Below are 17,011 nucleotides of genomic sequence, written 5' to 3' on the forward strand. Positions count from 1 at the left end.
TCATGCGGGTTGGAGCACGCGCACCATGGCGCCGCGCAGCGCGTGCAGCAGGCGCTCGTGCCACTTCGGGTTCTGCACCACCTCGGCGCGGTAGAAGCTCGGGCACAGCGTGGCCGCATGCGCGTTCTCGCCGCACAGGCCGCAGCCCACGCAGCCGTCGATCACGGTGGCCACGGGGTCGACCTTGAGCGGGTCGGGGTTGTCCCTGAGCGTGAGCGTGGGGCAGCCCGACAGGCGGATGCAGGCGTGGTCGCCGTTGCAAACGTCCTCATCGACGCCGTACTTCACGCGCACCACGCGCTCGCCGCGCTGAAGCAGGCCGGCAATCCAGGGCTTGATGCGGCGCTGGCGCTCGAGCTGGCATTCGCCTTCGGCAATCACCACCTTCAGGCCGTTGAAGTCGCTGGTGAGCGCCTCGGTCAGGGTCTTGCGCATGCGCTCCACGTCGTAGGTGGTCACGGTGCGCATCCACTGCACGCCCAGGCCCTTCAGCGTGGCCTCGATGGTCTGGTTCTTGTCGACCAGGCTCTGCTGCTTGTCGACGGCGCGCTCCTTCATCTCGTCGTCGGGCGTGGAGATGATGTCCTGCGTGCCGGTGGCCGAGGTGTAGCCGTTCTTGAAGATAAGGAGCACCGCGTCGTCGCCGTTGAAGAGCGCACTCTGCACGCCCGTGAGCAGCCCGTTGTGCCAGAAGCCGCCGTCGCCCATGATCGACAGCGTGCGGCGGTTCATCATGGGCGCCACACCCGCGCGGCTCGCGAGGCTCATGCCGTAGCCGAGGATCGAATGCCCCATCGAGAAGGGCTCGAAGGTGCCGAAGGCATGGCAGCCGATGTCGGCCGCGATGTGCACCGGCCCCGTCTCCTGCTGTGCGAGCTTGAGGGCCGAGAACACCGGCCGCTCGGGGCAGCCGATGCAGAAGCTCGGCGGCCGGTTGGGCAGCAGCGTCTCGAGCTGGCGCGCCACGGCCTCGCGGCGCTCGCGGTTGCCGGCCAGCCAGGCCTTTGCGGAAGACGAAGCCTCGCTGCTCTCGATGTACTTCGCGGCGAAGGCGCCGAGGCCGCCTGCGAGTACCTCGACGCCGTATTCGCCGGCTGCGGGCAGCATGTCCTTGCCGTGCAGCGGCGTCTGGATGTCGCGCCGGCGCAGCAGGGTGGCGATGTCCTGCTCGATGTATTCGGGCTGGCCTTCCTCCACCACCAGCACGGCGCGCTTGCCCAGGCAGAAGTCGGCCACCTGCTCGGGCACCAGCGGGTAGGTCACGTTGAGCACCAGGATCGGGATGTCGGTGCCGCCGAAGGCATCGGCCAGGCCCTGCTGCTGCAGGCTGCGGATGAGCGCGTTGTAGAGCCCGCCCTGCACCACGATGCCGAGATCGGCATGCCGGCCGCCCGGCATCAGCTCGTTGAGCCCGTGCTCCATGATGTAGCGCCGCGCGGCCGGAATGCGCTCGTCGCCCTTGAGCTTCTCGTGGCGGAAGGTGACGGGCGGATGCGCGAGCCGCATGTAGTCGAAGCCCGCGGGCTCGCTCATCAGCGCGCGTGTCGACACGGCGGGCGCGATGTTGTCCTTGCACTCGAAGCTGCCGCGCACGTGGCAGGTGCGGATGCGCAGCTCCATCAGGCAGGGCATGTTCGAGGTCTCGGACAGGCGAAAGCCTTCTTCCACCATGCGCACCATCACGCCCAGCTCGGGCCGCGGATCAAGCAGGCACATGCTCGACTTGAGCGCATAGGCATGGGTGCGCTCCTGGATCACGCTGGCGCCTTCGCCGTAGTCCTCGCCCACTACCACCAGCACGCCGCCGGTCACGCCAGGAGAGGACAGGTTGGAGAGCGCGTCGGCCGCCACGTTGGTGCCGACTATCGACTTCCAGGTGACGGCGCCGCGCAGCGGGTAGTGGATGGAGGCGCCGAGCATCGCCGCGGCCGAGGCTTCGTTGGAGCAGGCCTCCACATGCACGCCGAGTTCGTCCATGTAGGCCTTGCCCTGCACCATCACGTCGAGCAGGTGCGACACGGGTGCGCCCTGGTAGCCGCCCACGTAGGCCACGCCCGACTGCAGCAGGCCCTTGGTGATTGCGAGGATGCCCTCGCCGTGGAAGGTGTCGCCGGCGCCCAGGCGCAGCATCTCCACTTCCTTGCTGAATGAAACTTCCAAGAGATTCGACTCCGTTGATGGATGGGGTTGAGTGATGGCGATGGCGCGATGCGGCAAGCGCTCTGCCCGCGCCGCGCTTCGCCGACGCCGTGCCGTGGTGGCGGTTTGCTTACTTGCCGGGCGGCCTGGTGGCTGCGCCGGGAAAGCGCGCCACGTAGTAGGCAAGGGTGTCCAGGTCCTCCGGCGGGATGCCGCTCAGCGCTTCGGTCATGGCCTGCGTGTAGCCGGGGCGTTTGCCCGTGCGAAAGCCGTGCAGGGTCAGCTGCAGATAGTCTTCGCGCTGCTGCGCGATGCGCGGAACCTGCTGGCCGCCGCTCAGGTCGGCGCCGTGGCAGATCACGCAGCGATGCGCTTGCGCCAGCGCCTGGCCGCGTGCCATGCGCGCCGCATCGGGTGGCGCGGCCGGCGGCACGGCGGGCAGCGGCGGCAGCGTGGCGATGAATTCCGAGAAGCCGCGCAGGTCCTCGTCCTTCATGGTCTTTGCCACTGCCGACATCGCGGGGTTGTCGCGCCGGCCTTCGCGGAACAGGAACAGCTGCGTGATCGCATAGAACGAATGCTGGCCCGCGAGCACCGGCGTTCCCGCCATGTCGCTGCGCCCGTTCGCGCCGTGGCACGAGGCACACACGGCCGCATAGCGCTGCGCATAGCTGCCCTGCGCCGGCTGCGTGCCCTGCGCGCCGGCAGGCGGTGCCGCTGCAGCGAGGAGCGTCATGGCGATGCCCGCGATGGCCTGGATGATGGCGAACCCCTTGCTCATCGGCCGCCGTAGCTGATGCGGTAGATCGCGCCGGCGTGGTCGTCGCTCACGAGCATGGAGCCGTCCTTCAGCACCAGGAAGTCCACCGGCCGGCCCAGGTAGTTGTTGTTCTCGACGAAGCCCGTCATGAAGGGCTCGACCTTCGCGCCGCCCTTGCCGTCGGGCCAGGCCACAGCAATGTCGGCGTACTTGACGGTGCGGTTCCACGGGCCGTGGCGGGCGATGAACATCGCGCCGCGGTACTTGGTGGGGAACATCTTGCCGTTGTAGAAGGCCAGGCCCAGCGAGGCGGCGTGCGGGCCGAGCAGCGCGGCGGGCCTGGTGTATTCGCCGCAAGTCTTGCCCCAGCCGAACTCGGGGTCGGCGATGTTGCCCTGGTGGCAGTACGGGTAGCCGAAATGCTGGTCGGGCTTGGTCACCACGTTCAGCTCGTCGTTCGGCAGGTCTTCGCTGAGCCAGTCGCGGCCGTTGTCGGTGAACCAGAGGCTGCCGGTCTTGGGGTCGAAGTCGAAGCCCACCGTATTGCGCACGCCGCGCGCCACGGTCTCGATGCCGCTGCCGTCCAGGTTCATGCGGAAGATGCGCGCATGCGCCTCGTCGGGGTCGCAGATGTTGCAGGGCGCACCCACGGCGTAGTAGAGCTTGCCGCCGTGCACGCGCAGGTAGCGCCAGCTGTGGTCCTGCCCGCCGGGCAGCTTGTCATGGAGCACCGCGGGCGTGCCGGGGTTGTCGAGCTTGTCCTCGATGCCGTCGTAGCGAACGATCTGCTTGTGGGTGGCCAGATAGAGCGCGCCCTTGTGATATTCGATGCCGGTGGCGAACTCGGTCTTGTCGACGATGGTCTTCGGCTTGCGGTCGCCTTTCTCCGCAATGGCATAGACCTTGTTGCCCACGAACAGCGTGCTCACGAAGACCGTGCCCTTGTCGCCCTGGCGCAGCGAGCGGGCATCGAGCACGCCCGAGGCCCAGGTCTCCACCTTGAAGCCGGGCGGCAGCTTGAACTTGGCGGTGGGCAGCTGGTCGGGCGCGGTCGGAATGGGGAAGGAGGGCACCGGTGCCATGCGCGTGGCGGCTTCGGTCTTGGGGCGGCCCTTGGCCCAGCCCGGCTCCTCGGCCGGTGGCTGCTGTGCCCAGGCGGCGGTGGCGGCAACGCAAAGCAAGGCGGCTGTTGCCGCATGCGGACGGAGTCTGGCCATGTCTTGTCTCCTTCTCGTTGTGGGGTGCTCTTCTTGTGTTCACCGAACGGAGCGCGGTCGGCGACGGCGGCCAGTGTGCGAGCCTGGCGCCTGGTCTTCAATAAAATAATCGAGCTAAGTAATATGCATGCCATGCATATACAGACGATGGACCTCAACCTGCTGCGCCTTTTCGACGCGGTCTACCGCGCCCGCAGCGTGAGCCGCGCGGCCGAGGCGCTGGGGCTCACGCAGCCGGCGGCGAGCCACGGCCTCGGCCGCCTGCGCCTGCTGCTGAAAGACGCGCTCTTCACGCGCGCGCCGGGCGGCGTGGCGCCGACACCGCGCGCCGAGCGGTTGGCCAGCGCGGTGCAGGCTGCGCTCAACACGCTGGAAGAAGCGCTGCAGGAGCCCGGCCGCTTCGAACCGCAGGCCTCGCGCAAGACCTTCCGCATCCACATGAGCGACATCGGCGAGGGCCGCTTCCTGCCCCCGCTCATGGCGCGGCTCGGCGAGCTGGCGCCCAACGTTCACATCGAGACCCTGCCGTTGCAGCCGACGGAAATCGCGCCCGCGCTCGACAGCGGCCGCATCGACTTCGCCTTCGGCTTCCTGCCCAAGGTGCGCGACACGCAGCGCAAGCATCTGCTGAAGGACCGCTACATCGTGCTGCTGCGCAAGGGCCATCCGTTCGCGCGCGGGCGGCGCAGCAGCCAGGCGCTGATCGAGGCGCTGCAGACGCTCGAGTACGTGGCGGTGCGCACGCATGCGGAGACGCTGCGCATCCTGCAGTTGCTCAACCTGGAGGAGCGCGTGCGGCTCACCACCGAGCACTTCATGGTGCTGCCGGCCATCGTGCGCGCCACCGACCTGGCCGTGGTGATGCCGCGCAACATCGCGCGCGGGTTTGCCGAGGAGGGCGGCTACGCCATTGTGGAGCCTGCCTTTCCGCTGCGCGACTTCACGGTCTCGCTGCACTGGAGCAAGCGCTTCGAGGCCGACCCGGCCAACCAGTGGCTGCGGCAGGTGATTGCGGCGCTGTTCACGGAGCGCACGTAGAAGAAGAAAGCTCGCAGGGCACAACCAAAGTACGCGGTCCTGCGCGGATGGATTCCCCTACGGAAAATAGCCCAAGTTGCTGCGGCGCAACATGGAAATCCGTGGGTTTTCCGTCGAAATACGATGAAAGCCTTCGCATTTGCCGATCGCGAATCGAGCGCGCTCTCCGCGATGAATTCTTTCGCGCTCAGTGCTTCGCGAGAGGGCTTCCTGCGCCAAAAAACCGTCATCGAAATTGTTGCAACCACTTGTAGAGTGGCTTGGCCATGTGAACGGTTTGTCGCCGCGGGCCGCCGGCATTTCTCCTTGAACGGCGGGTGCATCACGCGTCCATTCACGCGCACATGCATCGTTGCCGAATTCATTCAAGACCCTGGAGAAATGCATGACTACCGCCGATCAGCTGGGCCGCACCGCGCCCCTTACCTCGGGTCAGATGGCGATGTGGCTCGGCGCAAAGTTCGCGTCGCCCGACACCAATTTCAATCTTGCCGAAGCCATCGAGATCGATGGCCCGATCGACCCCGCCATCTTCCTTGCCGCCATGCGCCAGGTGGCCGATGAAGCCGAAGCCACGCGGCTCGGTTTTGTCGACACGGGCGAAGGGCCGCGGCAGGTCGTGGCGCCTACCTTCACCGGCGAGATCCCCTACCTCGATCTGAGCGGCCGCAGCGACGCGCAGGCCGAGGCCGAGCGCTGGATGCGCGCCGACTTCACGCGCAACATCGACCTCGCGCACGGGCAACTGTGGCTCTCCGCGCTGATCCGCCTCTCGCCCGCGCGTCACATCTGGTACCACCGCAGCCACCACATCGTGCTCGACGGCTTTGGCGGCGGGCTCATTGCGCGCCGCTTCGCGGACGTCTACAGCGCCATGGCCGAAGGCAGCGCGGCAGTGCCCGACGAATCGCGCCTCGCGCCGATCTCGCAGCTGGCCGAAGAAGACAACACCTACCGCGCATCGGGCCGCTTTCCGCGCGACCGCCAGTACTGGGTCGAGCGCTTCGGCGACGCACCGGATCCGCTGAGCCTGGCCTCGCAGCGTTCGGTCAACATCGGCGGTTTGCTGCGCCAGACGGTGCACCTGCCGGCCGCCAGCGTGCAGGCCTTGCAGGCCGTTGCGCAAGAGCTCGGGACCACGCTGCCGCAGATCCTCATCGCCACCACAGCGGCCTACCTGTACCGCGCCACCGGCGTCGAGGACATGGTGATCGGCATCCCCGTGACGGCGCGCCACAACGACCGCATGCGGCGCGTGCCGGCGATGGTGGCCAACGCACTGCCGCTGCGCCTTGCCATGCGCGCGGACCTGCCGATCCCGGAGCTGATCCGCGAGGTCGGCCGGCAGATGCGGCAGATCCTGCGGCACCAGAGCTACCGCTACGAGCACCTGCGCAGCGACCTCAACATGCTGGTCGCCAACCGGCAGCTGTTCACCACGGTGGTCAATGTCGAGCCCTTCGACTACGACTTCCGTTTTGCGGGCCATGCCGCGAAGCCGCGCAACCTGTCGAACGGCACGGCCGAGGACCTGGGCATCTTCCTGTACGAACGCGGCAACGGGCAGGACCTGCAGATCGACTTCGACGCCAACCCCGCGGTGCACACCGCAGAAGGGCTGGCCGATCACCAGCGCCGGCTGCTCGCCTTCATGGCCGCGGTGATCCGCGAGCCGGACCAGGCCATCGGCCACGTCGACCTGCTCCGGGCCGACGAGCGCAGGCAACTGCTGGTGGCGTGGAACGACACGGCGCACCCGGTGCCCGCCACCCATCTCACCGCATTGATCGAGGCGCAGCTTGCCGCCAACCCGCAAGGCATTGCGCTGCGCTTCGAGGCCGAGGCGATGCGCAACGACGAACTGAACCGCCGCGCCAACCGCCTCGCGCACCTGCTGCGCGCACGCGGCGCAGGGCCGGAGCGCACCGTGGCCCTGGCCATTCCGCGCTCGATGGAACTGATGGTGGCGCTGCTTGCCACGCTGAAGACAGGCGCTGCCTACCTGCCGGTCGACCCGGACTTTCCGCAGGACCGCATCGCCTTCATGCTCGGCGATGCGCAGCCGGTGTGTCTCATCACGACCATGGCGCTTGCGGAGACGCTGCCGGTCGGCGCAGGGCAATTGCTGCTCGACCTACCGCAAACGATTGCCGAACTGGGGAGTTGTCCGGACACCGATCCCGCCGTGGCGATCGATCCCGACCATCCGGCCTACGTGATCTATACCTCGGGCTCCACCGGAACGCCGAAAGGCGCGGTGGTGTCGCACCGCGCCATCGTCAACCGCCTGCGCTGGATGCAGCATCGCTACGGCCTGCACGCCGACGACCGCGTGCTGCAGAAGACGCCTTCGAGCTTCGACGTGTCGGTCTGGGAATTCTTCTGGCCGCTGATCGAAGGCGCCACGCTGGTGCTCGCAAAGCCGGGCGGCCACAAGGATGCGGCCTATCTGGCCGGGCTCATTGCCAGCGAAGGCATCACCACGATCCACTTCGTGCCTTCGATGCTCGAGGTCTTCCTGCTCGAGCCCGCTGCTTCCGCCTGCAGCACGCTGCGGCGCGTGATCTGCAGCGGCGAAGCCCTGTCGCCCGCGCTGGTGTCGCAGTTCCAGCAGCGCCTGTCCTGCGAGCTGCACAACCTCTACGGGCCGACCGAGGCCGCCGTCGACGTCACTTCGTGGGAATGCCCGCGCGAACCGCAAGCCGCGGCGGCATCGGCGAGCGTTCCCATCGGCCGCCCGATCTGGAACACGCAGATGCATGTGCTGGACAGCGGCCTGCAGCCTGTGCCACCGGGCGTGACCGGCGAGCTCTACATCGCAGGCATCGGCCTGGCGCGCGGCTACCTCAGGCGGCCGCTGCTGAGCGCCGAGCGCTTCATTGCCAACCCCTATGGCGAACCAGGCAGCCGCATGTACCGCACCGGCGACCTCGCGCGCTGGCGCAGCGACGGCAGCCTCGACTTCCTGGGCCGCGCCGACCAGCAGGTGAAGATCCGCGGCCTGCGCATCGAGCCGGGCGAGATCGAATCGGTGCTGCTGCGGCATCCGCAGGTGGCGCAGGCCGCGGTGCTTGCACGCGAGGACGTGCCGGGCGAGAAGCGCCTGGTGGCCTACGTGGTGGCCGCCGATGCGGCGGACCCGCAGGCCGCCGAACTGCGCACGCACCTGTCGCAGGCCCTGCCCGAGTACATGGTGCCCTCGGCCTTCGTGAGCCTGCCGGCGCTGCCGCTGGGCCCGAGCGGCAAGCTGGACCGCAAGGCGCTGCCGGCGCCCGAACTGCAGGCCGCTACGCCATACGCCGCGCCGCGCACGCCCACCGAAAGGATATTGGCCGGCCTCTGGGCCGAGACGCTGCACCTGCCGCGCGTGGGCATCCATGACAACTTCTTCGAGCTCGGCGGGCACTCGCTGATGATCGTGCAGCTGATATCGATGATCCGGCAGCAGTTCATGATCGACCTGCCGCTGGACACGCTGTTCCAGGTCTCCACCATCGCCGGCCTCGCGGAACTGCTCGACCAGGAGACGGTGGCGCGCCCGAGCCTCGTGCCGATGCCGCGCCCGGTGCGCATTCCGCTGTCGTTCGCGCAGCGCCGCCTGTGGCTGATGAACCAGCTCGAGGAAGCCAACCCGGCCTACAACATGCCGCTGGCGCTGCGGCTTTCGGGCGTGCTGGACCGCGCGGCGCTGCACGAGGCGCTGGGCGACCTGGTGCAGCGCCACGAGAGCCTGCGTACCATCTACCCGAACGAGGACGGGCTGCCCTACCAGCACATCCTCGATGGTGCCGAGGCGCGGCCGGCGGTGATCGAAGCCGACAGCAGCGAGGACGAGATCGCCGCGCAGCTGCATGCCGCGGCGCACCTCGGCTTCGCGCTCGGCACCACGCCGCCCCTGCGCACGCACCTGTTCAAGCTGGCCGCCGACGAGCACGTGCTGCTGCTCCTGACGCACCACATCGTCGGCGACGGCGCCTCGCTGCTGCCGCTGGCGCGCGACCTGAGCGTGGCCTATGCGGCACGCTGCGAAGGCAAGGCGCCGGGCTGGGCGCCGCTGCCGCTGCAATATGCCGACTACGCGCTGTGGCAGCACGAACTGCTCGGCAGCGAAGACGACCCCGAGAGCATGGCCGGCCGCCAGCGCGAGTTCTGGCGCGAGACCCTCTGCGACCTGCCCGAGCGGCTGAGCCTGCCGGTCGACCGCCCGCATCCGGCGGTGCCCAGCTACCGCGGCGACGTGGTGCCGATGCAGATCGCGCCGCGCGTGCACGAGCGCATGCTGCAGCTGGCGCGCGACGGCCAGGCCAGCGTCTTCATGGTGCTGCAGGCCGCGCTCGCGGGGCTGCTGCACCGGCTCGGCGCCGGCGACGACATCGCCATCGGCACGCCGGTGGCCGGGCGCAGCGACCACGCGCTGGACGAGCTGATCGGCTGCTTCGTCAACGCGCTGGTGCTGCGCACCGACCTCTCGGGGCAGCCGAGCCTGCGCGAGCTGATCGCGCGGGTGCGCACCACCAACCTGGCGGCCTATGCGAACCAGGAGTTCCCGTACGACCGCATCGTGGAGCTGCTGCGGCCGGGCCGCTCGGGCGCCAACCTGCCGCTGTTCCAGGTCATGCTGGGATTCCAGCAGGGCAGCAACCGGTTGTCCTTCAGCCTGCCGGGCCTGTCGATCACGCCGCAGCCGGTGGCCGTGGACACCGCCAAGTTCGACCTGTCGTTCATCCTCGACGAGCAGCGTGGTGCCGACGGCCTGCCGGGCGGCATTGCCGGCGGCATCCAGTACAGCACCGACCTGTTCGACCGCGGCACGGTCGAGGCCATCGCGGCGCGGCTCGCGCGCCTGCTCGAAGAGGCCTGCGATGCACCCGACGAACCCATCGGCAGCCTGGCCATCCTGAGCGCCGAGGAAAACCGCCATGTACTGGAAGACTGGAGCGGCAGCACGCGCGAGCTGGCGCCGCTCACGCTGGCCGCCATGGTGCAGGCCCACGCCGCCGAGCGCCCGCATGCCGCGGCGGTGGTGCTCGACGACGCGACCGTGAGCTATGCCGAGCTCGACCTGCGCGCCAACCGGCTCGCGCACCTTCTGCGCGGCCGGGGCATCGGTGCCGGCGCCATCGTTGCGACGGTGCTGCCGCGTTCGCTCGACCTCGTGGTGGCGCACCTGGCCATCGTCAAGGCTGGCGCGGCCTACCTGCCGATCGATCCGGCCCACATGGCCGGGCGCAGCGCCTTCGTGTTCGAGGAAGCGGCGCCTGCCGCCGTGCTGACCCATGCCGCGCTCCTGCCGCAACTGGCCGGGGTTCCGCATGGCCTGGCGCTCGACAGCGACGAGACCATCGCCGCGCTGGCGATCCAGCCGGACCGCCTTCCGGCGCAAGTCGCCGATCTGCAGCAGGCCGCCTACGTCATCTACACCTCGGGCTCCACCGGCGTGCCCAAGGGCGTGGTGGTGCCGCATGCGGGCCTGGGCAGCCTGGGCGCCGCCATGATGGAGCGGCTCGCGATCACGCCGGATTCGCGCGTGCTGCAGTTCTCTTCGAGCGGCTTCGACGCTTCGGTGATGGACCAGCTGATGGCCTTCTACGCCGGCGCCGCGCTGGTGGTGCCCACGGCGCAGCAGCTGCTGGGCACGGACCTGGCCGAGCTGCTCGACAGGCAGGCTGTCAGCCATGCGCTGATTCCGCCGGCTGCGCTGGCCACCTTGCCGCCCGGCGAATTTCCGCGGCTGCAAACGCTGGTGGTGGGCGGCGACGCCTGCCCCGCGGCGCTGGCCGCGCGCTGGTCGCCGGGCCGCCGCATGGTCAACGCCTACGGCCCGACCGAAATAACCATCTGCGCGAGCATGAGCGCGCCGATGAATGCGACGGAGCCGCCCTCCATCGGCCGGCCGGTCTGGAACACGCGCATGTACGTGCTCGACGACAGCCTGCGGCCGGTGCCGCCCGGTGTCGCGGGCGAGCTGTACATCGCCGGCAGCGGCGTGGCGCGCGGTTACCTGAAGCGGCCCGTGCTGAGCGCCGAACGCTTCATCGCCAACCCCTTCGGCGAGCCCGGCAGCCGCATGTACCGCAGCGGCGACCTCGCGCGCTGGCGCAGCGATGGCAGCCTCGACTTCCTGGGCCGTGCCGACCAGCAGGTGAAGATCCGGGGCTTCCGCATCGAGCCCGGGGAGATCGAGTCGGTGCTGCTGAAGCACCCGCAGGTGACGCAGACCGCCGTGATCGTGCGCGAGGACGTGCCGGGCGACAAGCGCCTGGTGGCCTACTTCGCCGCCGCCCCCGATCCGCAGCCGATCGAGCTGCGCGCGCACATGGCAAAGGCGCTGCCCGACTACATGGTGCCCTCGGCCTTCGTGCACCTGCCGTCGCTGCCGCTGACACCAAGCGGAAAGCTCGACCGCAAGGCGCTGCCCGCGCCCGAGCAGCCGCAGCCCGGCGCGCACTACGTGGAACCGCGCACGCCCACCGAGAAGCTGCTCGCGGGCCTGTGGGCCGAGACGCTGCAGCTGGAGCGCATCGGCATCCACGACAACTTCTTCGAGATCGGCGGGCATTCGCTGATGGCCATCCAGCTCGGCATGCGCATCCGCCAGCAGGTGCGTGCGGACTTTCCGCATGCCGAGGTCTACAACCGCCCCTCGATTGCCGAGCTGGCCGCATGGATCGACGACAACGCCGGCGGCATGGGGCAGGCGCTGGACCTGTCGCGCGAACTCGACCTGCCCGCGCATATTCGTCCGCAAGGCATCGCACCGGCGCTGAAACCGAAGCGCGTGTTCCTCACCGGTGCGAGCGGCTTCGTCGGCAGTCACCTGTTGGCCGCATTGCTGCGCGACACCACGGCCTGCGTGGTGTGCCACGTGCGCGCCGAGAACGAGCAGGCCGGTGAGCTCCGCATCAAGAGCACGCTGGCCCAGCGCCAGCTGGGCGCGGTGTGGGACGACGCGCGCATCCAGGTCGTGACCGGCGACCTCGGCAAGCCGCGCCTGGGCCTGGACGACCGCGCCGTGCAGCTGGTGCGAGACGGTTGCGACGCCATCTACCACTGCGCCGCGCAGGTCGACTTTCTGCATCCCTATGCGAGCCTCAAGCCCGCGAACGTCGACAGCGTGGTCACGCTGCTCGAATGGACGGCGCAAGGCCGCGTGAAGAGCATGCACTACGTTTCCACGCTCGCGGTGATCGACCAGAACAACAAGGAAGACACCATCACCGAGCAGTCGGCGCTGGCCTCGTGGAGCGGGCTGGTCGACGGCTACAGCCAGAGCAAGTGGGTCGGCGATGCGCTGGCCCGAGAGGCGCAGGCGCGCGGCATGCCGGTGGCGATCTACCGGCTGGGGGCAGTCACCGGCGACCACACGCATGCGATCTGCAACGCCGACGACCTGATCTGGCGCGTGGCGCATCTCTATGCCGACCTGGAAGCGATTCCCGACATGGACCTGCCGCTCAACTTGACGCCGGTGGACGACGTGGCGCGCGCCATCCTCGGCCTGGCGGGGCAGCAGGCCTCATGGGGCCAGGTGTTCCACCTGACGAGCCAGGAGGCGCTGCGGGTGCGCGACATTCCGCCGGTCTTCGAGCGCATGGGCATGCGGCTGGAGCCCGTGGGGCTCGAGCCCTGGCTGCAGCGCGCGCACCAGAGACTGGCCACCGTGCAGGACCGCGACCTGGCCGCGGTGCTCGCGATTCTCGACCGCTACGACACGTCGGCCACGCCGCCGCAGGTGAGCGGCGCGGCCACGCATGCGCAGCTCGAAGCCATCGGCGCGCCGATCCGCCCGGTGGACCGCGAGCTGCTGCAGCGCTACTTCGTCGACCTGGGTATCGACACCAAGGCGCGCCGCGTCGCGGAAACCACCACTTCATAGGAAGGAGCAAGAACGCAAATGGCAAGCTATCTCATCGCCGCTACCGCCTTGCCGGGACACGTGTTGCCCATGCTGGCAATCGCGCAGCACCTCGTGGGCCTCGGGCACGAGGTGCGGGTGCACACCGCGAGTCAGTTCAGGGCGCAGGCCGAGGCCACGGGCGCAGGCTTCACGCCGTTCGCGGCCGCAATCGATTTCGACTACCGCGACCTCGACAAGCGCTTTCCCGAGCGCCAGCGCCTGTCGTCCGCGCATGCGCAGCTGTGCTTCGGCCTCAAGCATTTCTTTGCCGATGCCATGGCCGCGCAGCACGCGGGGCTGCGTTCGATCCTCGAGGAGTTCGAGGCCGATGCCATCGTGGTCGACACCATGTTCTGCGGCACCTTCCCGCTGCTGCTCGGGCCGCGCGAAGAGCGCCCGGCCGTCGTCGCCATCGGCATCTCGGCGCTGCCGCTGTCCAGTTGCGACACCGCCTTCTTCGGCACCGCGCTGCCGCCGTCGAGCACGCCGGAAGGGCGCGCGCGCAACCGGGCGATGAACGCCAACCTCAAGCAGGCGATGTTCGGCGAGGTGCAGCGCCACTTCGACGGCTTGCTGACGCGCTCGGGCCTGCCGGCGTTGCCGGAGTTCTTCGTCGACGCGATGGTCAAGCTGCCGGACCTGTACCTGCAGCTCACGGCGCCTTCCTTCGAATACCCGCGCAGCGACCTGCCCGCATCGGTGCGCTTCGTCGGCCCGCTGCTCGCACCCGCGAGCCGCGGCTTCACGCCGCCCGACTGGTGGCACGAGCTGGACGATGGCCGCTCGGTCGTGCTGGTAACGCAGGGCACGCTGGCCAACCAGAACCCGGCGCAGCTGATCGGCCCGACCCTGCAGGCGCTGGCGGGCGACGGCAAGTTGCTCGTCATTGCCACCACCGGCGGCCCGGTGCCGCCTGCGCTGGCTGCGAACCTGCCCGCCAATGCCCGCGTGCTGCCGTTTTTGCCCTACGACCGGCTGCTGCCCAAGGTGCATGCGATGGTCACCAACGGCGGCTACGGCTCGGTCAACCATGCGCTGAGCCTCGGCGTGCCATTGGTGGTGGCCGGCACCAGCGAAGAGAAACCCGAGATCGCCGCGCGCGTGGCCTGGTCGGGCGCGGGCATCAACCTGGGCACCGGCCAGCCGGGCGCGCGCCAGATCGGCGACGCCGTGCGCAAGGTACTCGGCGAATCCACCTACCGGCAGCGCGCGGCCGCATTGCGCGAGGACTTCGCGCGCCATCAGGCGCTCGCCGGCATCGCCGAGGCGCTGGCGGCGCTGCGCCGCACCACGACAACTCCCGCATCCGCGGCAATGGCCTGAACCGCCAAGGAAATCGACATGAGCAACCCGTTTGACGACAAGAGCGCCAGCTTCCTGGTGCTGGTAAACCACGAGGGCCAGCACTCGCTATGGCCCGCCTTCATCGCCGTGCCTGCCGGCTGGCAGGTGGCGCTGGCGGCGACCGACCGGGCCGCCTGCGATGCATTCATCGAGGCGAACTGGGTCGACATGCGGCCGCGCTCGCTGGCGACGGCCACGGCGGCCGGCGCGGGTTGAAACCTGCGATGTCTTCCGCGTTCGGTGCCGTCGTCGTCACCTATTTCCCGACCGGCGAGCAAGTGGCGAATCTCCACGCGCTTGCCGGGCCGTGCACGCGCCTGTGCGTGGTCGACAACACGCCACAAGCGGGCGACTGGCATCGGACGCTCGTCGATACGGGAATCCCCGTGCTGCACAACGGCAACCGCGGCGGCATCGCGGGCGCTTTCAACTGCGGGATCGCCGAACTCGAAGCGCGGGGCGCCGAACTCTTCTTCCTGCTCGACCAGGATTCGAAGCTGCCGCCTGGCTACTTCGACGCCATGTGCCAGGCTGCGATGGTGGCCCGGGGCCAGGAGCGCGGCGAAGACGCGGTCTTCCTGATCGGTCCGCTCATCCATGACACGAACCTGGACGCGCTGATTCCGCATTTCGGCCTCCAGGGCAAGCGTGTCTATCAGTTCGACCTGCGGCAGGCTTTCATCGAGCCGCTGGTTCGCTGCGCTTTCCTGATCTCGTCGGGCTCCTTGATTTCGCGCGCCGCCTGGGCCAAGGTCGGCCGATTCGACGAGCGCTACGTGATCGACCACGTCGATACCGACTATTGCATGCGCGCCCTGCAATGCGAGGTGCCGCTCTATCTCAATCCGCACATCGTCCTGCGGCACCAGATCGGCGAGATCGAGGCCAGGTCGCTGTTCGGTTGGAAGATCCACGTCATCAACTACTCGGCCGTGCGGCGCTACTACATTGCGCGCAATGCCTTGGACCTCTCGCGGGCGCATGTGCGTGCCTTTCCCGCGATCCTGTTCATCAACGTCTATACGCTCAAACAGATCCTGCCCATGTTGATGTTCGAGCGCGATCGCCTGAGAAAGAGCATTGCGCTGATGTTCGGCTTCTTCGATGGCTTGCTCGGTCGGCTTGGCGGCATCCACGAGGCGCATCCCCGAGTGGGAAAGTACCTGAGTCGCGGCGGTTGATGACCTCGACCCTTCCAGCGCCGCGCGCGCGCCGCGCTGCGCTCGCCTTCATCTTCGTGACCGTGCTGATCGACTTCCTGGCGTTCGGCTTGATCCTTCCCGGCTTGCCGCATCTGGTGGAGCGCCTGGCCGGCGGCAGCACCGCGGCAGCGGCGTACTGGATTGCGGTGTTCGGCACGGCGTTTGCGGCGATCCAGTTCATCAGCTCGCCGATCCAGGGCGCGTTGTCCGATCGCTTCGGGCGGCGGCCGGTGATCCTGTTGTCGTGCCTGGGGCTGGGCATTGATTTTGTGTTCATGGCCTTGGCCACCAGCCTGCCGTGGTTGTTCATCGGCCGGGTGGTGTCCGGCGTGTTCTCGGCCAGCTTCACCATCGCCAATGCCTACATCGCCGATGTGACGCCGCCTTCGGCGCGCGCCAGGAGCTACGGCATCGTGGGCGCGGCGTTCGGTGTGGGCCTGGTGATCGGGCCAGTGCTCGGCGGGCAGCTGAGCCACATCGATCCGCGCCTGCCGTTCTGGTTTGCGGCCGGCTTGACGATGCTCAGCTTCTGCTACGGATGGTTCGTGCTGCCGGAATCGCTGCCGCCCGAGCGGCGCAGCCGGAAGTTCGACTGGTCGCATGCCAATCCGATCGGATCGCTGGTGCTGCTCAAGCGCTATCCGCAGGTGCTCGGGCTGGCGGCGGTGATCTTCCTCGTCAACCTCGCCCAATATGTCTATCCCAGCGTGTTCGTGCTGTTCGCCGACTACCAATACCGCTGGAAGGAAGATGCCGTGGGTTGGGTGCTCGGATTGGTGGGCGTGCTCAGCGTGGGGGTCAACGCGCTGTTGATCGGGCCGGGGGTGAAGCGCTTCGGCGAGCGCCGCGCCCTGCTGTTCGGATTGGGTTTCGGCGTGCTCGCCTTCGTCATCTACGGTTTCGCCGATGTCGGCTGGATCCTTCTGGCCGGACTGCCGTTCGGCACCTTGCTGGCGTTCGCCGGACCGGCGGCACAGGCGGTGGTCACGAGGCAGGTCGAAGCCGGTGAGCAAGGCCGCATCCAGGGCGCGCTGACGAGCCTGGTGTCGGTGGCAGGCATCGTCGGGCCGGCGGTGTTTGCCGGCAGCTTCGGCTATTTCATCGGCCCGGACGCGCCGGTGCACCTGCCGGGCGCGCCATTCTTCATCGCCGCGGTGTTCCTGGGCATCGGCGCGCTGATCGCCTGGCGTTACACACGGCCGACGACGGCATCGGCAGCGGTGGCCGAGCCGGCCTGACGCGGTGTCGGCTTTGGAGCGCTCTGCACCCATGGCCCGGGAATTGCTCTCGCTCTCGAGGGTTTCCCCTTAGGCCGCATACCCGCGTCCACATACGCAATATGGCTCCTGCGGTATGTGGTCAGGGGCGCAAGCGGCTAACGTCCAGGCTTGGCCGGGAAACCGAGCCGCCCACG

The 17,011-nt window shown here is 68.6% G+C and carries 10 protein-coding genes; 6 read left to right on the forward strand and 4 right to left on the reverse strand.

The window, feature by feature from the left end; translation table 11 throughout:
- The 3 genes from L1081_RS01300 to L1081_RS01310 form a co-directional block, all read right to left on the reverse strand.
- Positions 1–2,160, reverse strand: a complete 2,160-nt coding sequence (locus tag L1081_RS01300; protein ID WP_489414832.1) for a thiamine pyrophosphate-dependent enzyme — start codon at positions 2,158–2,160, stop codon at positions 1–3.
- 109 nt (positions 2,161–2,269) lie between these two features.
- Positions 2,270–2,920 (reverse strand): c-type cytochrome, encoded by a 651-nt coding sequence (locus tag L1081_RS01305; protein WP_489414833.1) that lies wholly within the window; start codon positions 2,918–2,920, stop codon positions 2,270–2,272.
- Entirely contained in the window at positions 2,917–4,116 is a 1,200-nt protein-coding gene (locus L1081_RS01310; RefSeq protein ID WP_489414834.1) for a PQQ-dependent sugar dehydrogenase, read from the reverse strand. The genes L1081_RS01305 and L1081_RS01310 overlap by 4 nt, the downstream gene beginning before the upstream one ends.
- 123 nt (positions 4,117–4,239) lie before the next feature.
- Here L1081_RS01310 and L1081_RS01315 point away from each other — a divergent pair, with 123 nt between their 5' ends.
- Positions 4,240–5,154 (forward strand): LysR substrate-binding domain-containing protein, encoded by a 915-nt coding sequence (locus L1081_RS01315; RefSeq protein WP_489414835.1) that lies wholly within the window; start codon positions 4,240–4,242, stop codon positions 5,152–5,154.
- A gap of 57 nt (positions 5,155–5,211) precedes the next feature.
- Here the strand turns inward: L1081_RS01315 and L1081_RS01320 are convergent, their stop codons facing one another.
- Complete coding sequence (locus tag L1081_RS01320; RefSeq protein ID WP_489414836.1) at positions 5,212–5,541, reverse strand: hypothetical protein; 330 nt, start codon at positions 5,539–5,541, stop codon at positions 5,212–5,214.
- Between L1081_RS01320 and L1081_RS01325 the strand changes: the two genes are divergently transcribed.
- The 5 genes from L1081_RS01325 to L1081_RS01345 are packed head-to-tail and all read left to right on the forward strand — an operon-like array spanning position 5,540 to position 16,835.
- Positions 5,540–13,030, forward strand: a complete 7,491-nt coding sequence (locus L1081_RS01325) for an amino acid adenylation domain-containing protein (RefSeq protein ID WP_489414837.1) — start codon at positions 5,540–5,542, stop codon at positions 13,028–13,030. The genes L1081_RS01320 and L1081_RS01325 overlap by 2 nt on opposite strands.
- Before the next feature lie 18 nt (positions 13,031–13,048).
- Complete coding sequence (locus tag L1081_RS01330; protein ID WP_489414838.1) at positions 13,049–14,374, forward strand: nucleotide disphospho-sugar-binding domain-containing protein; 1,326 nt, start codon at positions 13,049–13,051, stop codon at positions 14,372–14,374.
- Positions 14,375–14,392: 18 nt separating this feature from the next.
- Positions 14,393–14,611, forward strand: a complete 219-nt coding sequence (locus L1081_RS01335; protein WP_489414839.1) for an MbtH family NRPS accessory protein — start codon at positions 14,393–14,395, stop codon at positions 14,609–14,611.
- Between the two features lie 8 nt (positions 14,612–14,619).
- Complete coding sequence (locus L1081_RS01340; RefSeq protein ID WP_489414840.1) at positions 14,620–15,576, forward strand: glycosyltransferase family 2 protein; 957 nt, start codon at positions 14,620–14,622, stop codon at positions 15,574–15,576.
- A complete protein-coding gene (locus L1081_RS01345) occupies positions 15,576–16,835 on the forward strand; it encodes an MFS transporter (protein WP_489414841.1) in 1,260 nt (419 codons plus the stop codon). The genes L1081_RS01340 and L1081_RS01345 overlap by 1 nt, the downstream gene beginning before the upstream one ends.
- The last annotated feature ends 176 nt before the right edge of the window (positions 16,836–17,011 follow it).

The organism is Variovorax sp. MSC1_012 (genome assembly GCF_023667525.1).
GTDB classification, from domain to species: Bacteria; Pseudomonadota; Gammaproteobacteria; order Burkholderiales; family Burkholderiaceae_C; genus Variovorax; species Variovorax beijingensis_B.

Excerpts from the sequence above, each read along its gene's own strand:
- L1081_RS01305 (WP_489414833.1), bottom strand. The coding sequence starts at position 2,920 with ATGAGCAAGGGGTTCGCCATCATCCAGGCCATCGCGGGCATCGCCATG.
- L1081_RS01310 (WP_489414834.1), bottom strand. The coding sequence starts at position 4,116 with ATGGCCAGACTCCGTCCGCATGCGGCAACAGCCGCCTTGCTTTGCGTT.
- L1081_RS01315 (WP_489414835.1), top strand. The coding sequence starts at position 4,240 with ATGCATGCCATGCATATACAGACGATGGACCTCAACCTGCTGCGCCTT.
- L1081_RS01325 (WP_489414837.1), top strand. The coding sequence starts at position 5,540 with ATGACTACCGCCGATCAGCTGGGCCGCACCGCGCCCCTTACCTCGGGT.
- L1081_RS01320 (WP_489414836.1), bottom strand. The coding sequence starts at position 5,541 with ATGCATTTCTCCAGGGTCTTGAATGAATTCGGCAACGATGCATGTGCG.
- L1081_RS01330 (WP_489414838.1), top strand. The coding sequence starts at position 13,049 with ATGGCAAGCTATCTCATCGCCGCTACCGCCTTGCCGGGACACGTGTTG.
- L1081_RS01335 (WP_489414839.1), top strand. The coding sequence starts at position 14,393 with ATGAGCAACCCGTTTGACGACAAGAGCGCCAGCTTCCTGGTGCTGGTA.
- L1081_RS01340 (WP_489414840.1), top strand. The coding sequence starts at position 14,620 with ATGTCTTCCGCGTTCGGTGCCGTCGTCGTCACCTATTTCCCGACCGGC.
- L1081_RS01345 (WP_489414841.1), top strand. The coding sequence starts at position 15,576 with ATGACCTCGACCCTTCCAGCGCCGCGCGCGCGCCGCGCTGCGCTCGCC.